This window comes from Pseudothioclava arenosa, from assembly GCF_002358085.1.
GTDB lineage: Bacteria > Pseudomonadota > Alphaproteobacteria > Rhodobacterales > Rhodobacteraceae > Pseudothioclava > Pseudothioclava arenosa.
In genome coordinates this window covers 23,317-42,058 of the sequence record NZ_NTJD01000004.1, presented here as the reverse complement: position 1 = coordinate 42,058, position 18,742 = coordinate 23,317, and the positions used below count along the sequence as shown (strand labels likewise).

Below are 18,742 nucleotides of genomic sequence, written 5' to 3'. Positions count from 1 at the left end.
ATCCCGGCCGAGCTGCCTTTGGCCGGCCCGCTTCTTCACGCATTAGATACTGGTTTACCTTGGGGGGTAACTGGACGTGACTATTTCATTCATACGCGCCCTCGCGGCGCTCTTCATACTTTCCATTTCAAGCGCCCTTCCCGCTCTTGGCGGCATTGCCTCGGCCGTGGCCGTGCAGCCGGGGGCATCCGTCAAATCGGGCTGGGAGGTTTCGCCACTCAAGACCGGGATGGAAATCGCCGAGGGAGACGAGATCATCACCGACGCCAAGGGGCAGGTGCAGCTTGTCTTCGCCGACAAGACCCGCATCGCGGTCGGGCCGAACTCGCGCTTCAAGGTCGACAAGATGGTGATGCGCAACCAGTCCAGCGCCAGCCGCTTTGCGGTGCGCGCGGTTTCGGGCAGTTTCCGCTTCATCACCGGCAACAGCGACAAGACGGCCTACGAGATCCGCACCCCGACCGCGACCATGGGCATCCGGGGCACCGTTTTCGACGTGTCTGTGGACAGCGACAAGCAGACCTCGCTGGTGCTGCTGAGCGGCAAGGTGCGGATGTGCGGCACCTCGCAGCGCTGCGCCGAGGTTTCGGGCAGCTGCGCCATCGCCAAGAGCCGGCCGGGTGGTGCCATCGACGCGCCCGCCTCACAGCTTGAGGCGAGCAACACGCTGCGAGACGGTTTTCCGTTCCTTGCCTCGCAAAAAGCCCTGCAGCATCAGTTCCGCGCGGACCTCGCGGGCTGCGACAAACATACCCTGCCGCGCCGCGAAACGCGTCTGGCCCCCGCGCTGACGCCGGTTGTGGAGCCGGAACCGGAACCCGAGCCTGAACCGGAACCCGAGGACCCGACCACCCCGGATGATACCTCGGGCGGCTTCCCCGGCAGCAGCGGCGACACCGGCCCCAGCGGCGGCAAGGGCAATGACGTCTCCGATGGCCAGGACGGCAGCGGGACCGGCAGTGGCAAGGGCGGCAAAGACTGATCCTCGCGGATCTCCACGACGGGGCGGGCTGCGCGACAGCGCCCCGCCCCACCGCCTGAACCGCGCACGAAGGGGCCCGCCATGGCAGTGAAACCCGCAGGCGCCCGCATCCGCTGGCCCTTTCTGGTGCTCGGCTTCAGCCTTGTCGTGATCGGACTGGCGATCCGGATCGAGGACCCGGGCCCGGTGCAATCCCTGCGGCTTGCCTATTTCGACACTTTGCAGCGCGCCATGCCGCGCGAGTTCCCCGAGCTGCCGATCCGGGTCGTCGATATCGACGATCGCGCGCTGGAGCGGTTCGGACAATGGCCCTGGCCGCGCTCGCTGGTGGCCGAGATGACCGACCGGCTGATCGGGATGGGCGCGGCTTCGATCGCCTTCGATGTGATGTTCGCCGAGCCCGACCGCTATTCCCCCGCCCGGCTGGCCGAAGACCCGCTGATTGCTGGCGCGCTGCGCAGCCCGGACGCGCTTGAAGGCCACGACAACGACCTGCGGCTGGCGCAGACCATCGCGACGGGCCCAGTGGTGCTGGGACTGGCCTCGGGGCACGAGTCCGCGACCGCAGAGCCCGTCGCGCCGAAATCGGGGCTCGTGCTGGTGGGCGAAGCGCCGGATGCGGGGCTTTACGAGCTGCGTGCGACGACGGGGCTTGCCCCCCCGTTGGGCGAGGCGGCGGCCGGGATCGGCGGCGTCAATGTGGTGCCCGGCACCAGCACCGGCATCGTGCGCGAGGTGCCGCTGTTCTGGCGCACCCCCGGCGGCATCCTGCCCGGCCTCGGCCTCGAGGCGCTGCGGCTGGCCTTGGGCGAGAGCACCTATTTCATCGACGGCGTGCCGGGGATTCCGGGCGCGATCGACAGCGTGAGCCTTGGCCCCTTCACCATTCCCACAGGCCCGAACGGACAGCTCTGGGTGCGCTATCGCCACGACGACCCGCGGCTTTACATCTCGGCGGCGGATGTGCTCGACAACCAGACCGCCGCGGCCCTGCGCCCCGAGATTGAGGGCGCAATCATCCTTGTGGGGACCTCATCGGCGGGGCTTCTCGATATCCGCACCACGGCGCTGGGGGAATCCGTGCCGGGCGTGTCGATCCACGCGCAGATCCTTGAACAGATCCTCTCCAACGTGACCCTGCAGCGATCCGACTTCACCGCCGGGATGGAGTTGATCGCCTATATCGCGCTGGGGCTGGTGATGACGCTGTTGATGGCCTCCAGCGGCGCGGTGGTGACGGTGGTCTCGGGGCTGGCGACGGGCGGGTTCATCCTCGGGCTGAGCTATCTGGCCTTCGCGCGCCAGGGCATCCTGTTCGACGCGACCTTTCCGCTTTTGGGGGGCGCGCTGAACTTCTTCCTCCTGCTCGCCTATCAGTTCATCGCCGTCGATCGCGACAAGCGCATGATCCGCCGCTCTTTCGCGCAATACGTGGCGCCCGAGGTTCTGTCGGACATCGAGGCGGGCGGGCATCAGCTGGAACTCGGCGGCGTGACCAAGGAGGTCACGGTGCTGTTCAGCGACATTCGCGGTTTCACCCCGCTGAGCGAGACCCTTTCCGCGACCGAGCTGGTCGAGATGCTGAACGCGCTGTTCACCGATCTCGGGCGCGAGATTCTCAGCGAGCGCGGCACGCTCGACAAGTTCATCGGCGACGCGATCATGGCCTTCTGGAATGCGCCGCTCGATGTCGAAGATCACGCGCTTCATGCTGCCCGCGCCGCGCTGCGGATGCGTGCTGCACTAGCGGGCTTCAACCGGCAGGCCGCCGCGCGCGGCCGGCCTCCGATCGCCCTTGCCATCGGCTTTGCCACGGGCGTGGTCTGCGTCGGCAATATCGGCTCGCGCGACCGGTTCAATTATACTGCGATCGGCGAGGCGGTGAACGCGGCAGCCCGGATCGAGACCAGTTGCCGCCGCATCGCGTATGACATCGTCACTACGGAGCATGCCGTCGCGATGATCGCTGGCGGGGCGGCGACGCTGGAGGCCGGTGCGCTCTCGCTCAAGGGGATTTCCGAGCGCGAAAAGCTCCGGATCGTGGTCGGGGATGCGACGATGGCGGGGTCCGAGGCCTTTGCCGATCTGGTGAAATCGCATGAAAGGCTCGTTACCGAATTGCGTGCGGGCACCGACACCGACATCTCCGCTCGAATCAGCGAATGCCTTGAAAAAGCAGAACATATCGAACCCGGCCTGCAGGATTTCTACAGTGCGATCCCGGGGCGCCGCAGCGATTTTTGCTAAACGAACAAGTTAGTTCAGGAAATAGCAAAGCGCCGCAATGCCGATGTAGGTTGCCTGATGCGCGGCCTGATCCAGCCCCAGCGCATGCCAATATTCGGGCATGCTCGGCGTCAGTTTCTGGCTTTCGGTCAGCGCGCTTTTTGCCCAGTCGATGTTGAAATGGAGCACGAATTCAAGCGCCAGAACCAGCGCGATCACCGCGATGCCGCTTCCCACGAAAAGCAGTGCGATCAGCGTTCCGGCCAGATGGATCAACACATGCAGCGCGCGGCCCGCATGGAAATAGCGGTTGCGCCCCGACAGCATGAACTCGTTCTGCAGATAGAAATCGGCGACCAGATGCTTGGCCTGCAACAGGAGCACGAGCGCAAGAACATCCAAAGCGTCCGTCACCAGGCGGCCCTCCTCGAAAACCGGCAGCACGACCGGCGCGCGCAGAATCCGTCTCCGCGCCCTCCGACCCGATTGACTCAGAGGCTACCGGCAAGGCGCCCCCGATTTCAACATGTTACCCCGAGACTGCCCGGCGAGACGACAGATGCGTAAATCTCGGGCTATTTCCCGCCGAATTGTTGCACGACTGCACTCTTCGACGCCACTTCGTGACCTTTCGCGCCGCCCTGCCCGCCCGAAAGCCCCCTGCGCGACAATCCCGGGCATTCACATGCTGCTCCTGCTGCAACATCGGGCAAATGCCCCGAAAGCACCGGACGGTTCGCCTAAAAAACACGCCAAAACTTCCCCGACGGAACCGAACCGCTGGTGTGGCCTGCGCGGGCGTTGACAGGCCTTGTTTCTCATATTCCGCTAATCGAGCGGGCCTTGCCTGCGCTGTTCAGTTCCGATGAATTCCGGCCTGCCGCGCCGGGGCGCTTTCTGTGTGTGCCGGAAAGGGAATTCACCACACGACCCGGGCAGCGCCCGGAGTGTCCGCCCCCGGCGCGCGCCGAAGCTTATCCCCAGGGGAGATTTCCGGGAATGACGATTACCACGCGTGCCACGCTGATGCAGAGCCAGTCTCCGGTCGAACGCTATCTCAACACTCTGATCGCCGAGATTTCGCAGATCGACGAGGGCAAGATCGCGGATTACATCCCCGAGCTGGCCAAGGCCAATCCCGACCATCTTGCCGTGGTGGTGGTGACGGTGGACGGCAAGGTCTATGCGGCGGGCGACGCGGATGTGCCCTTTACCATCCAGTCGGTCTCGAAGCCCTTCATGTTCGGCTATGCGCTGCAGGAATACGGGCTGGAGGCGGTGCTGCGCAAGGTTGGGGTCGAGCCGACGGGCGACCCTTTCAACTCGATCGTGCTGGACGATGTGAACAACCGCCCCTTCAACCCGATGGTCAATGCCGGCGCGATCGCGATGTCGGAACTGCTGCGCGGCGCCGATGCCGCCGAGCGCGAGGCGGCGCAGATGACGTTCTTCAGCAGCTTGGCCGGGCGCGAGCTGACGATGGACGAAACCGTCTATCGCTCGGAAAGCGAGACCGGGCATCGCAACCGCGCGATCGCCTACATGATGCTGAACTCGGGCATGATCAACGGCCCGACTGAAGAGGTGCTCGACCTCTATTTCCGGCAATGCTCGATCCTGGTGAGCGCGCGCGACCTGGCGGTGATGGCGGCGACGCTGGCGGCGCATGGGCGCAACGTGCTGACCGGCGAGCGGGTGATCTCGCCGGGGAATGTGCGCGACGTGCTCTCGGTGATGGCGACCTGCGGGATGTATGACTACGCGGGCCAGTGGATGTTCGACGTGGGCCTGCCCGCGAAAAGCGGGGTCTCGGGCGGGATCATCGCGGTCTTGCCGGGGCAGCTCGGCATCGCGGTCTATTCGCCGCGCCTCGACAGCGTCGGCAATTCGGTGCGCGGGATCGAGATCTGCAAGCGCTTCACCCGCGATTTCAGCCTGCATGCCTATGTCGACCGCACCGATACCCGTGCGGTGGTGCATCGCAGCTATCACGCCGACGAGGTGACCTCGAACCGGGTCCGCACCCAGCCCGAGATCGAAATCCTGCTGAAGGCGGGCAAGGCGATTTCGGTGATCGAGGCACAGGGCCCGCTGCATTTCGGCACGGCCGAGCGGCTGATCCGGCAGGCCAGCAGCTATGCGCAGGGCAGCGAGACGCTGATCCTCGATTTCCGCCGCGTGGCCTATGTCGACCGGGCGGCGCGGATGTTGCTGAAACAGCTGGTGGCGGAGCTGGCGACGCAGGGCTGCGCGGTGGTCATCACAGAGGCCTGCGCCAATGAAAACCTGCGCGGCCTGCCCGAGGCTTTCTCGGATCTGGTCGAGGCGGGGCAGCTCAGCTTCGTGCCCGATCTCGATCATGCGCTGGAGGCGGCCGAGAACCGCCTGCTTGAGGTTCATGGCCTGCCGCATCAGGTCGAAAAGCTGAAGCTCGCCGATCTGGAGCTGTTCGCGGGGCTCAACCGCGAAGACATTCTGGCGCTTGAGCCGCTGATCCATCCGTTCGATTTCAAGGCGGGCGAGACGATCCTGAAGGTCGGCGACGAGGGGCGGCTGATCTTTATCGTCGCGCGCGGCTCGGTCAGCATTCACCTCGGCGAGGCGGACGATCTTGCGCGCCGGATCGCCTCGGTCGGGCCAGGGCAGGCCTTTGGCGAGATGGCGCTGCTGGATGGCGGCACGCGGTCTGCCAATGCGCGCGCCGATACGCCGGTGCTGGTCTACGGGTTCTCGGTCGAGCAGGTGCGCGAACTGGCCGCGACGCGCCCGCAGATCATGGAGGCGATGCTGTCGAACATGGTGCGTTCGCTCTCCAGCCGGTTGCGCGCCGCGAACGACCAGATCGCCGCGCTTCAGTAACGCGGAGCGCCCTGCGACCGTCGGGCCGCAGGGCGTGTTCGCTCAGGCCTTGTGGGTCTCGGCCGAAACCGCGCCCTCGAGCCCCGTCGAGCCATAGAGCCAGTCGACGATGTCATACCAGTTCTCGGGCGATTTCGCGCGCATCACGGCGTTGCGCAGCTCGGCATGGGCGCCGCCGGGGTGATAGACATGCTGGCCGATCTCGCGCGATTGCAGCTGCACGCGGGCGGTGCGCAGGCGGCGCAGCTCCTGATATTGCGCGAAAGCCGCCGCGTGATCGGCATGGACATCGAGGCAATGCGTCAGCGCCACCGCGTCCTCCATCGCCATGCAGGCGCCCTGCGCGAAATATTGCAGCATCGGATGGGCAGCATCGCCCAAGAGCGCCACGCGCCCGTCGACCCAGTTCGTCACCGGATCGCGGTCACACAGCACCCAGCGTTTCCAGTCCTGACCGCGGTCGATGATCTGGCGCGCGACGGGGGCGACATGCTCGAAGCCCTTCTTCACCTCGTCACGGGTGACGCTCACGCCCGCCTCGGGGCTCGGCGCGTCATTGTGATAGGTGACGACAAGGTTGAACAGCTTCCAGCCCTTGAGCGGGTAATGCACGATATGGCATTTCGGCCCGGCCCAAAGCGTCGCCGCGTTCCAGCGCAGATCCTCGGGCATGTCCTCGGTCGGGATCACCGAGCGATAGGTGGTGTGGCCCGAGACGCGCGGCATGCCGTCGCCCACGACCTTCTTGCGCACGTTCGACCAAAGCCCGTCCGCCCCGATCAGGAGCCGGCCACGCACGATCTCGCCGCCCGCGAGCGTCGCGATGATGGCGCTGCCCTCTTCGGTGTAATCGGTGACCTCGGCGCTGGTGCGCAGCTCGACCAGCGGATGGGCGAGGCAGGCATCGAGGAAGACCTTGTGCAGATCGCCCCGGTGGATCACCGCGTAGGGGTTCTTGAAGCGCGCGCGGAAGGCGTCATCCAGCGGGATGCGGGTGATCTCGGTGCCGTCGATGGCATCCATCAGGCGCAGGTTGTCGATATAGACGGCCAGCGCGCGCGCCGCGTCGCCCACGCCGAGATAATCGAAGGCATGGAAGGCGTTGGGACCGAGCTGGATGCCCGCGCCGATCTCACCCAGCACCGGCGCCTTTTCCAGCACCAGCGAGCGGATCCCCTTTTGCGCAAGGCCGATCGCGGTCGCGAGTCCGCCGATGCCGCCACCGGCGATGAGGATGGGAAGGTCTTGGGTCATGGCAATTCTCCTCCGTTGGCCCGCAAAGCGCCGGGCCGTGTTCGTTTCAGTCAGGGTTGGGTGGCTGGACCGCCTCAGAACGGGTGGACCATCCAGGGAATGAAGATCGTGGCCAGGATCACCAGAACCGTCGCCACCACATAAGGCATCACGAGGCGCGACAATTGCAGGATCGGCACGTTGGACAGCGCGGCCGCGATATAAAGCCCAGTGCCCACCGGCGGCGTCAGAAGCCCCAGCACCAGCGTCAGGCTCATCATCACGCCGAACTGGATCGGGTCGATGCCATATTGGCCCACCGCCACCGGCAGCAGGATCGGCGTCAGGATGATCAGCGCGGCGATCCCGTCGAGGAACATCCCCACGCCGGTCAGCGCCAGCATGATCAGCAGCATGAACACCGTCGGATCGTCGGAAAGCGAGGTGATGAAGGCCGCAACCGCCTGCGGCACCTGATTATAGGTCAGCACCCAGCCAAAGACCTTCGCCGCCATGATCAGGAACAGCACGATCGCCGAGTTCGAGACCGTGCGGTCGATGATCCGCAGGATCGAGGCAAACGGCAGCTCGCGAAACACCAGCCCGCCGAAGACCAGCGCGACGACGATCGCGGCGGCGGCGCTCTCGGTCGGCGTGAACACGCCCGCCGAGATCCCGCCCACGATGGTCAGCGGAATGAGCATCGTCGCGAGCCCCGGCAGCGTCGCCTTCCAGCGCGGAATGTCGGGCAGCCCCGCCCCTTCGGCCTTGGGGTCGTGGTTGCGCCCCGCCTGCCACATCGCGATCGCGACCATCAGCACGAAGAGCATCAGCCCCGGCATGATCCCCGCCGTGAACATGTCGGCAATCGAGACCTGCGCGATCACGCCATAGATGATGAACACCATCGAGGGCGGAATGATCGGCCCCAACAGCCCCGCCGAGGCGGTGATCGAGGCGGCATAGCCGCGCTTGTAGCCGTCGCGCTCCATCTCGGGGACGACGACGCGGCTCATCACCGCCATCTGCGCCGTGGCCGATCCCATGATCGCCGCCAGCGCGAGGTTCGAGATCAGGTTCACGATCACCAGGTTATGCGGCAGCCGCGTCAGCCAGACCCGCACCGCCAGGATGATCCGCCGCGTCAGACCGCTCTCGTTCATGATCTCGCCCAGCAGAACGAACAGCGGGATCGCGAGCAGGTCGAAATTCTCGACCGAGCCGAAGGCGATCTGCGGGATCGCGTTCAGGATCGCGGTATTGCCGGTGATCGCGACAAAGGCGAGGGTCGCGCCGATCAGCACGAAGGCGATCGGCATGCCGATCAGCATCAGCGCAAGGAATACTCCGCCCGTCATTCGAGCCTCCCCGAGAGTTTGACGATCGCCTCGCGCAGATGGGCCAGCACATGCACAAGCGCCGTGGCGCAGAAGATCGGGAAGATCACGAAGAACGGCCATTTCTGCCATCCGGTGGTGATCACCTGCTCAAAGCCGACCGAGGGCGAGGTCACCCAGCCGATCCCGGCCTTGAGCAACAGCGCCAGCATCCCCGCGATCAGCGCCCAGACCAGCGCCTCGATCCATTGCCGGACCTGGCGGGGCAGTTGCTCGACCATCAGGGTCACGCCGATCTGCGCCTTGTCACGGACCGAGATCGACACCGCCACCAGCGTCAGCCAGACCAGCAGGATCGCCGCCAGTTCCTCGGCGAAGACCAGCGGGCTGCCCGCGAGGTAGCGCATCGCGACATTCACCACGATCAGCCCCACGAACAGCGCGACAAGGGCCCGGCTGGCCCAGCGTTCCAGCCGGACCAGCCCGCCCGAAAGAGCGGGAAGGAGCTTCACTTGCCCTGCTCCGCCAGCACTTCTTGCTGGAATTCCGCGATCAGCGGATACTGCGCAAAGCTTTCGGCCACGGCCGCGTTGGCCGCCCCGAACACCTCGGCACCGTTTTCGAGCGTGACGATATCAAGCGTGCCCTGCAGCGAAGCGAGGTTGTTCGCCTCGGCCTCGATCTGCTGCGCCGAGCCCCAGGCCAGCGCCTCGTCGACCACCGCCTGGAACGCCGCCTGCTCGGTTTCCGAGAGGCTCTGCCAGGTCGGGTTCGAGACCATCATCACCGAGGGGAAGGCCATGTGGTTGGTCACGGTCAGCCCCTTGGCGACCTCGCCGAACTTCAGCCCGACCAGCGCGTCGAGGTCGATGTCGATGCCGTCCAGAAGCCCGGTCTGCAGCGCCTGATAGACCTCGGTCAGGTTGACCGGCGTCGGCACCGCGTCGATCGCGCCCCACCAGACCTTCATCGCCGGGAACGGCACGATGCGGATCTTCTTGCCTTTGAGGTCGTCGATCGCGGTGGCGGGCGCGTCCTTCATCAGAATCTGGCGCATGCCGGCAAAGGTGTAGCCCATGCCATGCAGGTTCGCGGCCGAAAGCTCATCAAGCATCTTCGCCGCCGAGGGCAGCGCCGCGGCGCTTTGCGCTTCGCTCACATCGGCAAAGAGATAGGGCGTGAACCAGCCCTGCATCGAGGGCGCGCGCAGCGAGGTGATGGCAGCGGTCATCAGACCCGCATCCAGAAGCCCCGCCGACATCTGCTGGAACATTTCCTGTTCCGAGCCCAGCTGCCCGGCCGGGAACACTGCCACGGTCAACTCGCCGCCGGTCGCCTCGGGCAGCTTTTCCGCGATGCGGTTGGCGACCTTGGTCCAGACGTGGCTCGGCGGCGTGATCAGCCCGAGGCGCAGTTCGCGCGCCTCCACGCTGATCGCGGCCGAAGTCAGAAGCATCGCGGCAAGCGCGGTGCGGGTGAGTTTGGTGAATGTCATAGCGTGTCCTCCCTGCATGACGATCTCCCTGAAATAAGTCCGAAAGGCCTCTCCTCAGGCCTCCCAGTCCGGTTGGTTCTTTGGATGCGCCACGGCAAAGGCCGGCAGCGCCTCGCAGCGCGCGGCGATGGCCCGCACGCCCGGCATGGCGCCCAGATCCACGCCGAAACGCGCGGCCGAAAACACCTGCGGCACAAGGCAGATATCGGCGAGCGAGGGCGTGTCCCCGAAGCAGAACTCTGAGGGCGCGCGCGCCGACAGAAGCGCCTCGCAAGAGGCCAGACCATCGGTGATCCAGCGCCCGCACCAGGCATCGAGCGCGGCCTGATCGGCGCCGAACTCGGCCTTGAGGTAATCGAGCACGCGCAGGTTCTGCAGCGGGTGCACGTCGCAGGCGATGACCTGCGCGAAGGCGCGGACCTGCGCACGCAGACCGGCCTCCTCGGGCAGAAGTTTCGGCCCCGGCTTCACCTCGTCGAGCCATTCGATGATCGCGAGCGACTGGGTCAGGCGAAAATCGCCCTCTTCCAGCGCGGGCACCAGCGCCTGCGGGTTCAGCGCGCGGTATCCGGGCGTCTTCTGCTGGCCACCGTCCTTCCTCAGGTGGATCGAGACGAACTCCGTCTCGATGCCCTTGAGATTGAAGGCGATCCGGCAGCGATAGGCGCTCGAGGACCGGAAATATCCGTGAAAGCGGATCATTCCGCCGCCCCGATGGTCAGCGCGATCGGGTCGAGCCCGTCGATGCCGCCGGTGATCTTGTCGCCCGCGACCACCGCGCCCACGCCCGCCGGCGTGCCGGTCATGATCAGGTCACCCGGCTGCAGGTGGTAGTAATGCGACAGGTGCGAGACGATCTCTTCGACCTTCCAGATCAGGTCTTCGAGCTTCGAATCCTGACGGATTTCGCCATTGACCTCGAGGTGGATGCGCTGCGGGCCGATGGCGGCATAATCGGCCGCCTTGGTGATCGGCGCGAAGACGGCGGATTGCTCGACATCCTTGCCCAGATCCCAGGGCCGCTGCGTCGCACGCGCCTTCAACTGCAGATCGCGGCGCGTCATGTCGAGGCCGCAGGCATAGCCGTAGATCGCCTTGGCGGCGGTCTCGGTATCGGCCTTGAACACCGGCGCGCCGATCGCGATCACCAGCTCCATTTCATAGTGGAAATTCTCGGTGCCCGGCGGATAGGGCACGGTCGCGCCCGACTGCTCGGTCATCAGCGCCGATTTGGTGAAGTAGAAGGGCGCCTCGCGGTCGACCTCGACACCCATTTCGGCGGCGTGCGCGGCATAGTTGCGCCCGACGCAGAAGATGCGATGCACCGGATAGGCCGCGGCCTCGCCCTTGACGGGAACGGTCGGCCATTGCGGCGAGGGGAAGAGATTGGTCATTGTCCTGTCCTTTCAGTCCTGTTTCGCGAGCTCGTCGCGCAAATCTTGCGGCACGTCGCGCAGCCGTCCGCCGTTTCCAAGAGCCAGCGCCCCGGCCCAAAGCGCAATCGCGCGTTGGCGCGGCGTGGCGCAAATATCGGTCGTGCCCCGCGCCAGAGCCACCTGCCCCGCCCAGCCCGCCTCGGGCACGTCGCGCCAGACCACCGCCAGATGCACATCGGCATGGGCGCAAAGGTGGCGCAGCGCGCGCGGCGGCAGGGTCTCGGCCAGATCAAGCGCGGCCCTGTCGGTCTCGGCCCGCTCGTCGCTTTCCAGCCCCAGCGCGTCTTCGATCGCCTGCGCGATTTCGCGCGCCTGCAGCGCGACCGAAGCCGCAACGCGCGCCCGTGTCCAGCCCGGCCGGGCCGAGGGCATGGCCAGTTCGGCATCGCTCAACTCGTTGAGTTTGCGCGCGAAATAGGCCGCGCCAAGGCGCGCAAGCGCAAGCTCTTGCGCCGGGGCCGTGGCCGCCTCATAGCGCGCACCCGCCCCTTGCCGCGCCCGCAGCGCCGCCCGTGCCAGATCCAGATCGCCCATGGTCTCAGGCGGTCTCGATCAGGGTGCGCTGGAACTGCAGCCGCTCGATGATCGGCGCATCCGAGAAGCGGAACAGGTCGAACTGCGTTTCCGCTTGCAGCGACCAGGCCACCCAGGACGGGATCACGAAGATATCGCCCTTCTCGACCTTCTGGGTCACGCCGTTCATCACCACCGCGCCGCGCCCCTCAAAGACCTGGAACACGGTCGAGCCGACCTCGCGCCGCGTGGGCGTCTCGCAGCCCGCGCGCAGGCGGTGGAACTCGGCCCGGATCGTCGGCATCACGTCGCCGCCGGTGGTCGGGTTCACGTAGCGGATCGCCGCGTGGCCCTGCTCGACCGTGGCCGGGTAGCCTTCTTCTTCCAGCAAGAGCTGCTGGGTCAGTGCCGCGTCGGTATATTCCCAGCGATAGGCGCCGATCGGCGAGGAGACAGTGTTTTCCAGCTGCGACAGCGGGCGCAGGCCCGGATGGCACCAAAGCCGCTCGCCGCGCGAATAGTTCGGCGTCGCGTAATCGGTCACCCGGTCCGAGCCGAATTCGAAGAAACCCACGTCGTTCTGGAACGAGAACGGGATGTCGAGCCCGTCGATCCAGGCCATCGGCTGGTCGGTCTCGTTGTGGTGTCCGTGGAAATTCCAGCCCGGCGTCAGCAGGAAATCGCCGCGCGACATCCGCACCGGATCGCCGTTCACCACCGTCCAGACGCCCTCGCCCTCGACGACGAAGCGGAAGGCGTTTTGCGAGTGGCGATGTTCGGGCGCGGTTTCCTTCGGGCCGAGATACTGGATCGCGCACCAGAGCGTGGGCGAGATATAGGCCTCACCGCCCAGCCCCGGATTGGCCAGGCCGATCGCGCGGCGCTCGCCGCCCCGGCCCACCGGCACCAGCTCGCCCGAGGTTTTCGCCAGCGGGTAAAGATCGGCCCATTTCCAGACATGGGCGACGGCCTTCGGCTTCGGATGCCGCGGCATCAGGTCGCCAAGCTGCGTCCAGAGCGGGTTGAGGTGCTGAGTTTTGAAATCGGCATAAAGCTGCCGCAGCTCCGGAGTGTCCTCCGGCTGCATGACGTTGTCCATCGTGGGCCTCCCTAACCGCAACGATTCGCTATTTAGGTAGCATGCGTATCATTAGTATACGTGTCAATAATGATGAGTGCGCATATCATCTTTTCTGCGCGCCTTTCCGCGCTTGAGCGCGCAGGCCCTGTGGCATAAAGGGAAATCATGGACACGATCGAGACACTCCCCGGCCATCTGATCCGCAGGATGCAGCAACTCGCGGTGGCGACCTTCGCCGCCGAGACGCATGCGGCGGGATTCGATCTGACGCCGGTGCAGTTCGCGGCGCTGGTGACGCTGGAAAAGAACCCGGGCATCGAACAGGCGACGCTGGCGGCGCTGATCGCCTATGACCGGGTGACGATCGGCGGTGTGATCACGCGGCTCGAGGCGCGCGGCTTCCTTGAGCGCTGTGTCTCCAAATCCGATCGTCGCGCGCGCAGCCTGCATATCACCGAGCGGGGCACGGCGCTGTTGCGCACGGTCTGGCCGGCGGTGCGCCGCGCGCAGGACACGATGCTGAGCAACCTCGATCCGACCGAGCGCGACACGCTTCTGGCGCTTTTGGGCAAGGCGATCGGCAACGGCGCGGCGGACGCAGGCTAAGCGGGAGCGTCCGCGCAGCGCGCTTGCGATCCGCCCCCACCCTTATATTCTGCCGGGCATGAACGACACCCCGATCCACGAGCTGATGGCCTGCCCGAAATGCGACGCGCTGCACCGCGCGCGGCATCTGGCCCCGCAAGAGCGCGCCACCTGCGCGCGCTGCGGCGCCTTGCTGATCGCGCCGCGCGTTCGGTCCTTCCTGCATGTGGTCGCGCTCTCGTTCACCGCGATGATCCTGATGGTGGGGGCGGTGTTCTTTCCGTTCCTCAAGATCTCGACGCAGGGGATGTCGCATGCCAGCTCGGTCTTCGAGGTGGCGATGGCCTTTTCCGAGGGCTGGCTGGCGCCGCTGTCATTCGCGGTCATGGCGCTGATCGTGGGGCTGCCGGTGCTGCGGTTTTCGGCACTGATCTACACGCTCTGGCCGCTGGCCAACGGCCGCCCGGCCTGGCCCCATGCGCGGCGCATTTTTCGCCTGGCCGATCAGCTTGAGCCCTGGTCGATGGCCGAGATCTTCGTGATCGGCACCGGCGTCGCGCTGGTCAAGCTCGCAGGCCTCGCCACCGTGTCACTCGGGCCTGCGTTCTGGGCCTTTGGCGCGCTGATTATCGTGACCGCATTGAAAAACGCCTTTCTGAGCCAATGGACGATATGGGACGCAATCGGACAGAGCTGAGCGTGCCGACCGCGCGCGATGCCGGGCTGACCGGCTGCACCAGTTGCGGGCGGGTCTGGCCGATGGGCACGGAGCATTGCGGGCGCTGCGGCGCGCGGCTGCGCCCGGTCGACCGGAGTGCGCTGCAGGCGGTCTGGGCGTGGTGGGCCGCGGGGCTGATCTGTTACATCCCCGCTAACCTCTATCCGATGCTGCGCACCGCCACGCTGGGCCATGAACAGACCAACACCATCCTCGGCGGGGTGATCGAGCTTTTCGCCCATCACAATTACCTCGTGGCGGCGATCGTCTTCATCGCCTCGGTGCTGATTCCGGTCTCGAAATTCATTGCCATCGCCTATCTCGCGCTTGCCGTGGGCAATGAGCAACGCGCGGGCGGGCATCGCCACCTGCTGCTCTATGAAATCGTGGAATTCATCGGCCGCTGGTCGATGATCGACGTCTTCGTCGTTGCGATCCTGTCGGCGCTGGTGCAACTGGGGGCGGTCGCGGCCATTCACCCCGGACCGGCCGCCGTTTCATTCGCGCTTTCCGTCGCGCTGACGATGTTGTCGGCGCAAAGTTTCGACCCCCGCCTGATCTGGCGCGGCCCTGCCAGGACCGAGGGACCATGACCGACCAACGCCCCCCCGCCGAACTGGTGACCGAGCCCGCGCCCGATCCGATCTGGACGCGGCTCTCGGTGATCTGGCTGGTGCCGCTTTTCGCGCTGGCGGTAACGCTGGGCGTGGCGTGGAAGAGCTATTCCGACCGCGGCGAGCTGATCGAGATCGACTTTGCCGATGCCACCGGCCTGCGCCCGGGCGAAACCGTGCTGCGCTTTCGCGAGGTCGAGGTCGGCCGCATCGAGACCATCGGCTTCACCCCCGATCTGGCTTCGGTGCGCATCGGCGTGCGCGTGAACAAGGATGTCGCCCCCTTCATCGACGCCGAGGCGCGGTTCTGGCTGGTACGCCCGCAGGTCTCGGCACAGGGGATCTCGCGGCTCGACACGGTGCTGTCGGGCACGTTCATCGAGGGCTATTGGGATGCCACCCCGGGGGCATCCACCCGCCGATTCACCGGGCTCGACCGCCCGCCGGTGACTCTAGATCCAAGCAAGGGCACCTGGATCGAGCTGCGCGCCGACGACGCGGGCGGGCTGGCCGAGGGCGCGCCGGTGCTGTTTCGCGGTGTCACCGTCGGGCGGCTGCAGAACCTGCGCCTGAACGAGGCCGACAGCGGCGTCACGCTCGACGCTTTCATCGAGGCGCCGCATGACCGCCGGCTGACCACCAACACGCGGTTCTGGGATACCTCGGGCGTCTCGGTGTCTCTGGATGCGACCGGCGTCAGCCTCGATATCCGCTCGCTCGCCTCACTGGTGCAGGGCGGCGTCGAATTCGCCACCTTCGCGAGCGGCGGAACCCAGGTCGAGAACGGACAGGGCTTCCGGCTTTATCCGGGCGCCGAGGCTGCGCGCAATTCGATCTTCGGCGCCGGGATTTCCGAGCCTGCCCGCTATATCCTGCTCTTCGACGAGGCCGTCGAGGGGATCGAGCGCGGCACCAAGGTGCAGTTTCGCGGCATCGAGGCGGGCGAGGTCACGGACCTCTCGATCCGCATGTTCACCGACACCACCGGCACGCCTTTCGCCAAGCAGCAGATCACCATCGCGCTCGCGCCCGAACGGCTCGGCCTCGCGCCCGGAACCGAGCAGGAATATGTGAACGAATTCCTCGCCGGTGAGGTGCTGCACGGGATGCGCGCCCGGATCGCGGGCGTGGGGCTTCTGGGCTCGACGCTGGTGATCGAGCTGACCGATGTGCCCGACCTGCCCGAGGCCGAGATGAACCTGTCGGCCGTGCCCTACCCCACGATCCCGACCGCAGCCGCCGCCACCAACGATCTGGCCGCCACCGCCGAGGGCGTCTTCAACCGCATCAGCGCGCTGCCGATCGAAGAGCTTCTGGCCTCTGCGATCCGCACGCTCGACAGCGTCTCGGCGCTGGCCGAGAGCGAACAGACCCGCGCCCTGCCCGGCGAGCTGACCGGGCTGATGGCGGAACTGCGCGAGCTGGCCGACGGGCTCAACGAGGGCGAGGCGGCGGCGAAAACCATCACCGCGCTCGACGGGCTGAGCAGCGCCGCCACGAGCGTGCAGACCGAGATCGAAGGGCTGGGCGCGGCGCTGGCCTCGACCGATGCGGCAGCGCAGGCGGTGGCGGCGATGCCGCTGGAACAGATCGGCGCCCAGATCGACGGGCTCTTGGCCGACCTGCGCACGATGCTCGGCTCGGAAGATGCCGAGCAGCTGCCGCGCGCCCTGTCGGACACGCTGGAACAATCGGCCGCCCTGCTGGCCGAGCTGCGCGAAGGCGGCGCGGCCGAAAAGCTGAACGGCACGCTGGTCGCCGCCGAGGGCGCGGCCAGCGCGCTCGAAGGCGCCACCGCGCGCCTGCCCGAGCTGACCGCAAAGCTCGAAACCCTGGTCACCACCGCCGAGCGGCTGGTGGCCTCGTATGGCGAGCGTTCGGCCTTCAATGCCGAGGTGCTCGACACGATGCGCGAATTGCGCCGGGCGACCTCTGCCTTCGGGTCGCTCGCGCGGATGATCGAACGCAACCCCCGCGCCTTCATTCTGGGCCGCTGACAGGAGATGCCGATGAAACGCCCCTTCCCGAGCCTTGCCCTGCCGCTCCTGATCGGTGGCTTCGCGCTGGCGGCCTGTTCGGCGCCCGAGGCGACCGCGCGCTACCGGATCGAACCCCTGCCCGCGACGCAAAGCCTGCCGAACCGGCTGGGCAGCGCCGAGATGCGCGAAATCTCCTTGCCGCAATATGCCGCCGGTCAGGAAATCGCCTATGAAAGCGCCGATGGCGCGCTGCGCTCGTCGCCCGAGAATATCTGGGCCGACGACCCGCCGCGCGCGGTGACGCTGGCCTTGGCGCGGCAGATCTCGGAACTGTCCGGCGCAATCGTGATCGCCGAGCCCTGGCCGCTCGGTGAGGCGCCGCAACGGCGTATCGAGGTGCGGATCGAGCAGTTCCTTGCCCGCGCCGATGGCCAGATGCAGTTGAGCGGCACCTATTACATCCGGCCCGACGCGCTGGCGGGCGGGCGCGATATCGTGCGCCGCTTTGACGTGCGCGTGCCGATCGCGGGGACCGAGGGCGCACAGGCGACGCCTGCACAGATCGCGCGCGCGCAATCGCAGGCCGTGGCCGAGCTTGCCCGCCGCATCGCGACGCTGGACTGAGGCACCACCCCTTCGCGATCGCGTGAACGGGGCCCCTTGCGGGGGCGCTTTTCTTGACAGGGGCCGCGGCGAGGCGCAGAACTCAGCCATCCGCAACCGGAGGCCGAATGCGCCGCGTTCTGCAGATCATCGTGATCGGGCTGGTCCTGCTGACCGCCCTGTCGCAGCTGGGGGCTCCGGCTGCGGCCATGGTCCATGCCCGCGCGATGGAGGCCCATGACATGGCCGACTGTATAGCCTGCCCCGAGAGCCATCACAAAGGCCAGCCCGCGCAGGATATGTCCTGCCCACATGCGCAGATGCTCTCGGCCGCGCTGCCCGTTCTGCCTGGAGTTGCCCCCGCGCAGACCGATATGGCGATGAACCTGCGCCCGCTGGAAAGCCCGCAGCCCCTGGCGCATGAGCCACAGCTCGACCTGCCGCCTCCCCGTCTCTGACTGATCGCGACCCGTTCTGCGTTCTGCCACCCCGGCATGAACCCCGTTCTTCGCGCCCGAACCGGGCGCCCGATCAAGTTGGATATCTGATGAAACCCTATCTTCTCTCGGCCGCCGTGGCGGTGGCCCTCGCCGGCGGCACCTGGCTGTCGCTGCGCCCAGATCCGAAAGCCCAGGCACAGGCCGCAGCGCCCGCGGAGGGCGCGGCGCTGGTGGCGATCACCCTGCCCGCAACGCTCTCGGCGCAAGCCGACATGGGCAAGCGCGCCTTCGATGCGGCCTGTTTGGAGTGTCACGGCGAAAACGCCACCGGGCGCGCAGGCTTTGGCCCGCCGCTCGTGCACAAGATCTATGAGCCCTCGCACCACGGCGACATGGCCTTTTTCGCAGCCGTCCAGAACGGCGTACGCGCCCATCACTGGCGCTTCGGCGACATGCCGCCGCAAGACGGGCTGACCCGCAGCGATGTCGCCAATCTCGTGACCTATGTGCGCGAACTACAGCGCGCCAACGGGATCAACTGACGGCGTGCCCCTCGACTGCCCCGCCCCCTGCCGCGCTGGCGCGGCGGGGCAGCCTTGCAGAACCCGCATCGCAGACCCGGATTGTCACCGACCGGTCAC

General features: G+C 66.6%; 19 protein-coding genes. 10 read left to right on the top strand and 9 right to left on the bottom strand.

Annotated features, from left to right (window positions below; all coding sequences use genetic code 11):
• The first annotated feature begins 172 nt into the window (after positions 1-172).
• Both CLN94_RS06380 and CLN94_RS06375 read left to right on the top strand, forming a co-directional pair.
• Positions 173-982, top strand: coding sequence for a FecR family protein (locus CLN94_RS06380; protein WP_143598882.1), 810 nt, complete (start codon positions 173-175; stop codon positions 980-982).
• Positions 983-1,063: 81 nt separating this feature from the next.
• The gene (locus tag CLN94_RS06375; RefSeq protein ID WP_096432342.1) at positions 1,064-3,229 is read left to right on the top strand and encodes a CHASE2 domain-containing protein; all 2,166 of its coding nucleotides are present in this window, start codon (positions 1,064-1,066) and stop codon (positions 3,227-3,229) included.
• 9 nt (positions 3,230-3,238) lie between these two features.
• Here CLN94_RS06375 and CLN94_RS06370 read toward each other — a convergent pair whose 3' ends face one another.
• Positions 3,239-3,622 carry a DUF3307 domain-containing protein gene (locus CLN94_RS06370; RefSeq protein ID WP_179300251.1) on the bottom strand — a complete coding sequence of 128 codons (384 nt, stop codon included), beginning with the start codon at positions 3,620-3,622 and terminating at the stop codon, positions 3,239-3,241.
• 585 nt (positions 3,623-4,207) lie between these two features.
• Between CLN94_RS06370 and glsA the strand changes: the two genes are divergently transcribed.
• On the top strand, positions 4,208-6,067 hold the full coding sequence (gene glsA / locus CLN94_RS06365; RefSeq protein WP_096432338.1) for a glutaminase A: 1,860 nt from the start codon (positions 4,208-4,210) through the stop codon (positions 6,065-6,067).
• A gap of 42 nt (positions 6,068-6,109) precedes the next feature.
• Here glsA and CLN94_RS06360 read toward each other — a convergent pair whose 3' ends face one another.
• The 8 genes from CLN94_RS06360 to CLN94_RS06325 form a co-directional block, all read right to left on the bottom strand.
• Entirely contained in the window at positions 6,110-7,321 is a 1,212-nt protein-coding gene (locus CLN94_RS06360; RefSeq protein ID WP_096432336.1) for a 3-hydroxybenzoate 6-monooxygenase, read from the bottom strand.
• Between the two features lie 74 nt (positions 7,322-7,395).
• Positions 7,396-8,658 (bottom strand): TRAP transporter large permease, encoded by a 1,263-nt coding sequence (locus CLN94_RS06355; protein WP_096432334.1) that lies wholly within the window; start codon positions 8,656-8,658, stop codon positions 7,396-7,398.
• Positions 8,655-9,149 carry a TRAP transporter small permease gene (locus tag CLN94_RS06350; protein WP_096432332.1) on the bottom strand — a complete coding sequence of 165 codons (495 nt, stop codon included), beginning with the start codon at positions 9,147-9,149 and terminating at the stop codon, positions 8,655-8,657. The genes CLN94_RS06355 and CLN94_RS06350 overlap by 4 nt, the downstream gene beginning before the upstream one ends.
• Entirely contained in the window at positions 9,146-10,132 is a 987-nt protein-coding gene (locus tag CLN94_RS06345; protein ID WP_218837242.1) for a TRAP transporter substrate-binding protein, read from the bottom strand. Before CLN94_RS06345 ends, CLN94_RS06350 begins: the two co-directional genes overlap by 4 nt.
• A gap of 54 nt (positions 10,133-10,186) precedes the next feature.
• The gene (gene maiA / locus CLN94_RS06340; protein ID WP_218837241.1) at positions 10,187-10,834 is read right to left on the bottom strand and encodes a maleylacetoacetate isomerase; all 648 of its coding nucleotides are present in this window, start codon (positions 10,832-10,834) and stop codon (positions 10,187-10,189) included.
• Positions 10,831-11,526 (bottom strand): fumarylacetoacetate hydrolase family protein, encoded by a 696-nt coding sequence (locus CLN94_RS06335; RefSeq protein ID WP_096432330.1) that lies wholly within the window; start codon positions 11,524-11,526, stop codon positions 10,831-10,833. The genes maiA and CLN94_RS06335 overlap by 4 nt, the downstream gene beginning before the upstream one ends.
• Before the next feature lie 12 nt (positions 11,527-11,538).
• Complete coding sequence (locus CLN94_RS06330; RefSeq protein ID WP_096432328.1) at positions 11,539-12,102, bottom strand: maleylpyruvate isomerase N-terminal domain-containing protein; 564 nt, start codon at positions 12,100-12,102, stop codon at positions 11,539-11,541.
• A 4-nt stretch (positions 12,103-12,106) separates the two neighbouring features.
• Positions 12,107-13,180: a cupin domain-containing protein gene (locus CLN94_RS06325; RefSeq protein WP_218837240.1), complete on the bottom strand. Its 1,074-nt coding sequence runs from the start codon at positions 13,178-13,180 to the stop codon at positions 12,107-12,109.
• A gap of 147 nt (positions 13,181-13,327) precedes the next feature.
• On the opposite strand from CLN94_RS06325, the gene CLN94_RS06320 reads away from it, so the two are divergent.
• The 7 genes from CLN94_RS06320 to CLN94_RS06290 all read left to right on the top strand — a co-directional run bounded on the left by CLN94_RS06320 (position 13,328) and on the right by CLN94_RS06290 (position 18,643).
• On the top strand, positions 13,328-13,768 hold the full coding sequence (locus CLN94_RS06320; protein WP_096432326.1) for a MarR family winged helix-turn-helix transcriptional regulator: 441 nt from the start codon (positions 13,328-13,330) through the stop codon (positions 13,766-13,768).
• 58 nt (positions 13,769-13,826) lie between these two features.
• Complete coding sequence (locus CLN94_RS06315; RefSeq protein WP_096432324.1) at positions 13,827-14,444, top strand: paraquat-inducible protein A; 618 nt, start codon at positions 13,827-13,829, stop codon at positions 14,442-14,444.
• Positions 14,411-15,058: a paraquat-inducible protein A gene (locus CLN94_RS06310; protein WP_096432322.1), complete on the top strand. Its 648-nt coding sequence runs from the start codon at positions 14,411-14,413 to the stop codon at positions 15,056-15,058. The genes CLN94_RS06315 and CLN94_RS06310 overlap by 34 nt, the downstream gene beginning before the upstream one ends.
• Positions 15,055-17,076 carry a PqiB family protein gene (locus tag CLN94_RS06305; protein ID WP_096432320.1) on the top strand — a complete coding sequence of 674 codons (2,022 nt, stop codon included), beginning with the start codon at positions 15,055-15,057 and terminating at the stop codon, positions 17,074-17,076. Before CLN94_RS06310 ends, CLN94_RS06305 begins: the two co-directional genes overlap by 4 nt.
• Before the next feature lie 12 nt (positions 17,077-17,088).
• A complete protein-coding gene (locus tag CLN94_RS06300; RefSeq protein ID WP_179300250.1) occupies positions 17,089-17,682 on the top strand; it encodes a PqiC family protein in 594 nt (197 codons plus the stop codon).
• 107 nt (positions 17,683-17,789) lie between these two features.
• Positions 17,790-18,119, top strand: coding sequence for a hypothetical protein (locus tag CLN94_RS06295; protein WP_096432316.1), 330 nt, complete (start codon positions 17,790-17,792; stop codon positions 18,117-18,119).
• A gap of 89 nt (positions 18,120-18,208) precedes the next feature.
• Positions 18,209-18,643: a c-type cytochrome gene (locus CLN94_RS06290; RefSeq protein WP_096432313.1), complete on the top strand. Its 435-nt coding sequence runs from the start codon at positions 18,209-18,211 to the stop codon at positions 18,641-18,643.
• Positions 18,644-18,742: the final 99 nt, after the last annotated feature.

Coding starts and splice junctions, on each gene's coding strand:
- CLN94_RS06300 (WP_179300250.1), top strand. CDS start 17,089: ATGAAACGCCCCTTCCCGAGCCTTGCCCTGCCGCTCCTGATCGGTGGC.
- CLN94_RS06330 (WP_096432328.1), bottom strand. CDS start 12,102: ATGGGCGATCTGGATCTGGCACGGGCGGCGCTGCGGGCGCGGCAAGGG.
- CLN94_RS06320 (WP_096432326.1), top strand. CDS start 13,328: ATGGACACGATCGAGACACTCCCCGGCCATCTGATCCGCAGGATGCAG.
- CLN94_RS06355 (WP_096432334.1), bottom strand. CDS start 8,658: ATGACGGGCGGAGTATTCCTTGCGCTGATGCTGATCGGCATGCCGATC.
- CLN94_RS06305 (WP_096432320.1), top strand. CDS start 15,055: ATGACCGACCAACGCCCCCCCGCCGAACTGGTGACCGAGCCCGCGCCC.
- CLN94_RS06375 (WP_096432342.1), top strand. CDS start 1,064: ATGGCAGTGAAACCCGCAGGCGCCCGCATCCGCTGGCCCTTTCTGGTG.
- CLN94_RS06360 (WP_096432336.1), bottom strand. CDS start 7,321: ATGACCCAAGACCTTCCCATCCTCATCGCCGGTGGCGGCATCGGCGGA.
- CLN94_RS06335 (WP_096432330.1), bottom strand. CDS start 11,526: ATGACCAATCTCTTCCCCTCGCCGCAATGGCCGACCGTTCCCGTCAAG.
- CLN94_RS06310 (WP_096432322.1), top strand. CDS start 14,411: ATGGACGATATGGGACGCAATCGGACAGAGCTGAGCGTGCCGACCGCG.
- CLN94_RS06295 (WP_096432316.1), top strand. CDS start 17,790: ATGCGCCGCGTTCTGCAGATCATCGTGATCGGGCTGGTCCTGCTGACC.
- CLN94_RS06315 (WP_096432324.1), top strand. CDS start 13,827: ATGAACGACACCCCGATCCACGAGCTGATGGCCTGCCCGAAATGCGAC.
- CLN94_RS06345 (WP_218837242.1), bottom strand. CDS start 10,132: ATGACATTCACCAAACTCACCCGCACCGCGCTTGCCGCGATGCTTCTG.
- glsA (WP_096432338.1), top strand. CDS start 4,208: ATGACGATTACCACGCGTGCCACGCTGATGCAGAGCCAGTCTCCGGTC.
- CLN94_RS06325 (WP_218837240.1), bottom strand. CDS start 13,180: ATGGACAACGTCATGCAGCCGGAGGACACTCCGGAGCTGCGGCAGCTT.
- maiA (WP_218837241.1), bottom strand. CDS start 10,834: ATGATCCGCTTTCACGGATATTTCCGGTCCTCGAGCGCCTATCGCTGC.
- CLN94_RS06290 (WP_096432313.1), top strand. CDS start 18,209: ATGAAACCCTATCTTCTCTCGGCCGCCGTGGCGGTGGCCCTCGCCGGC.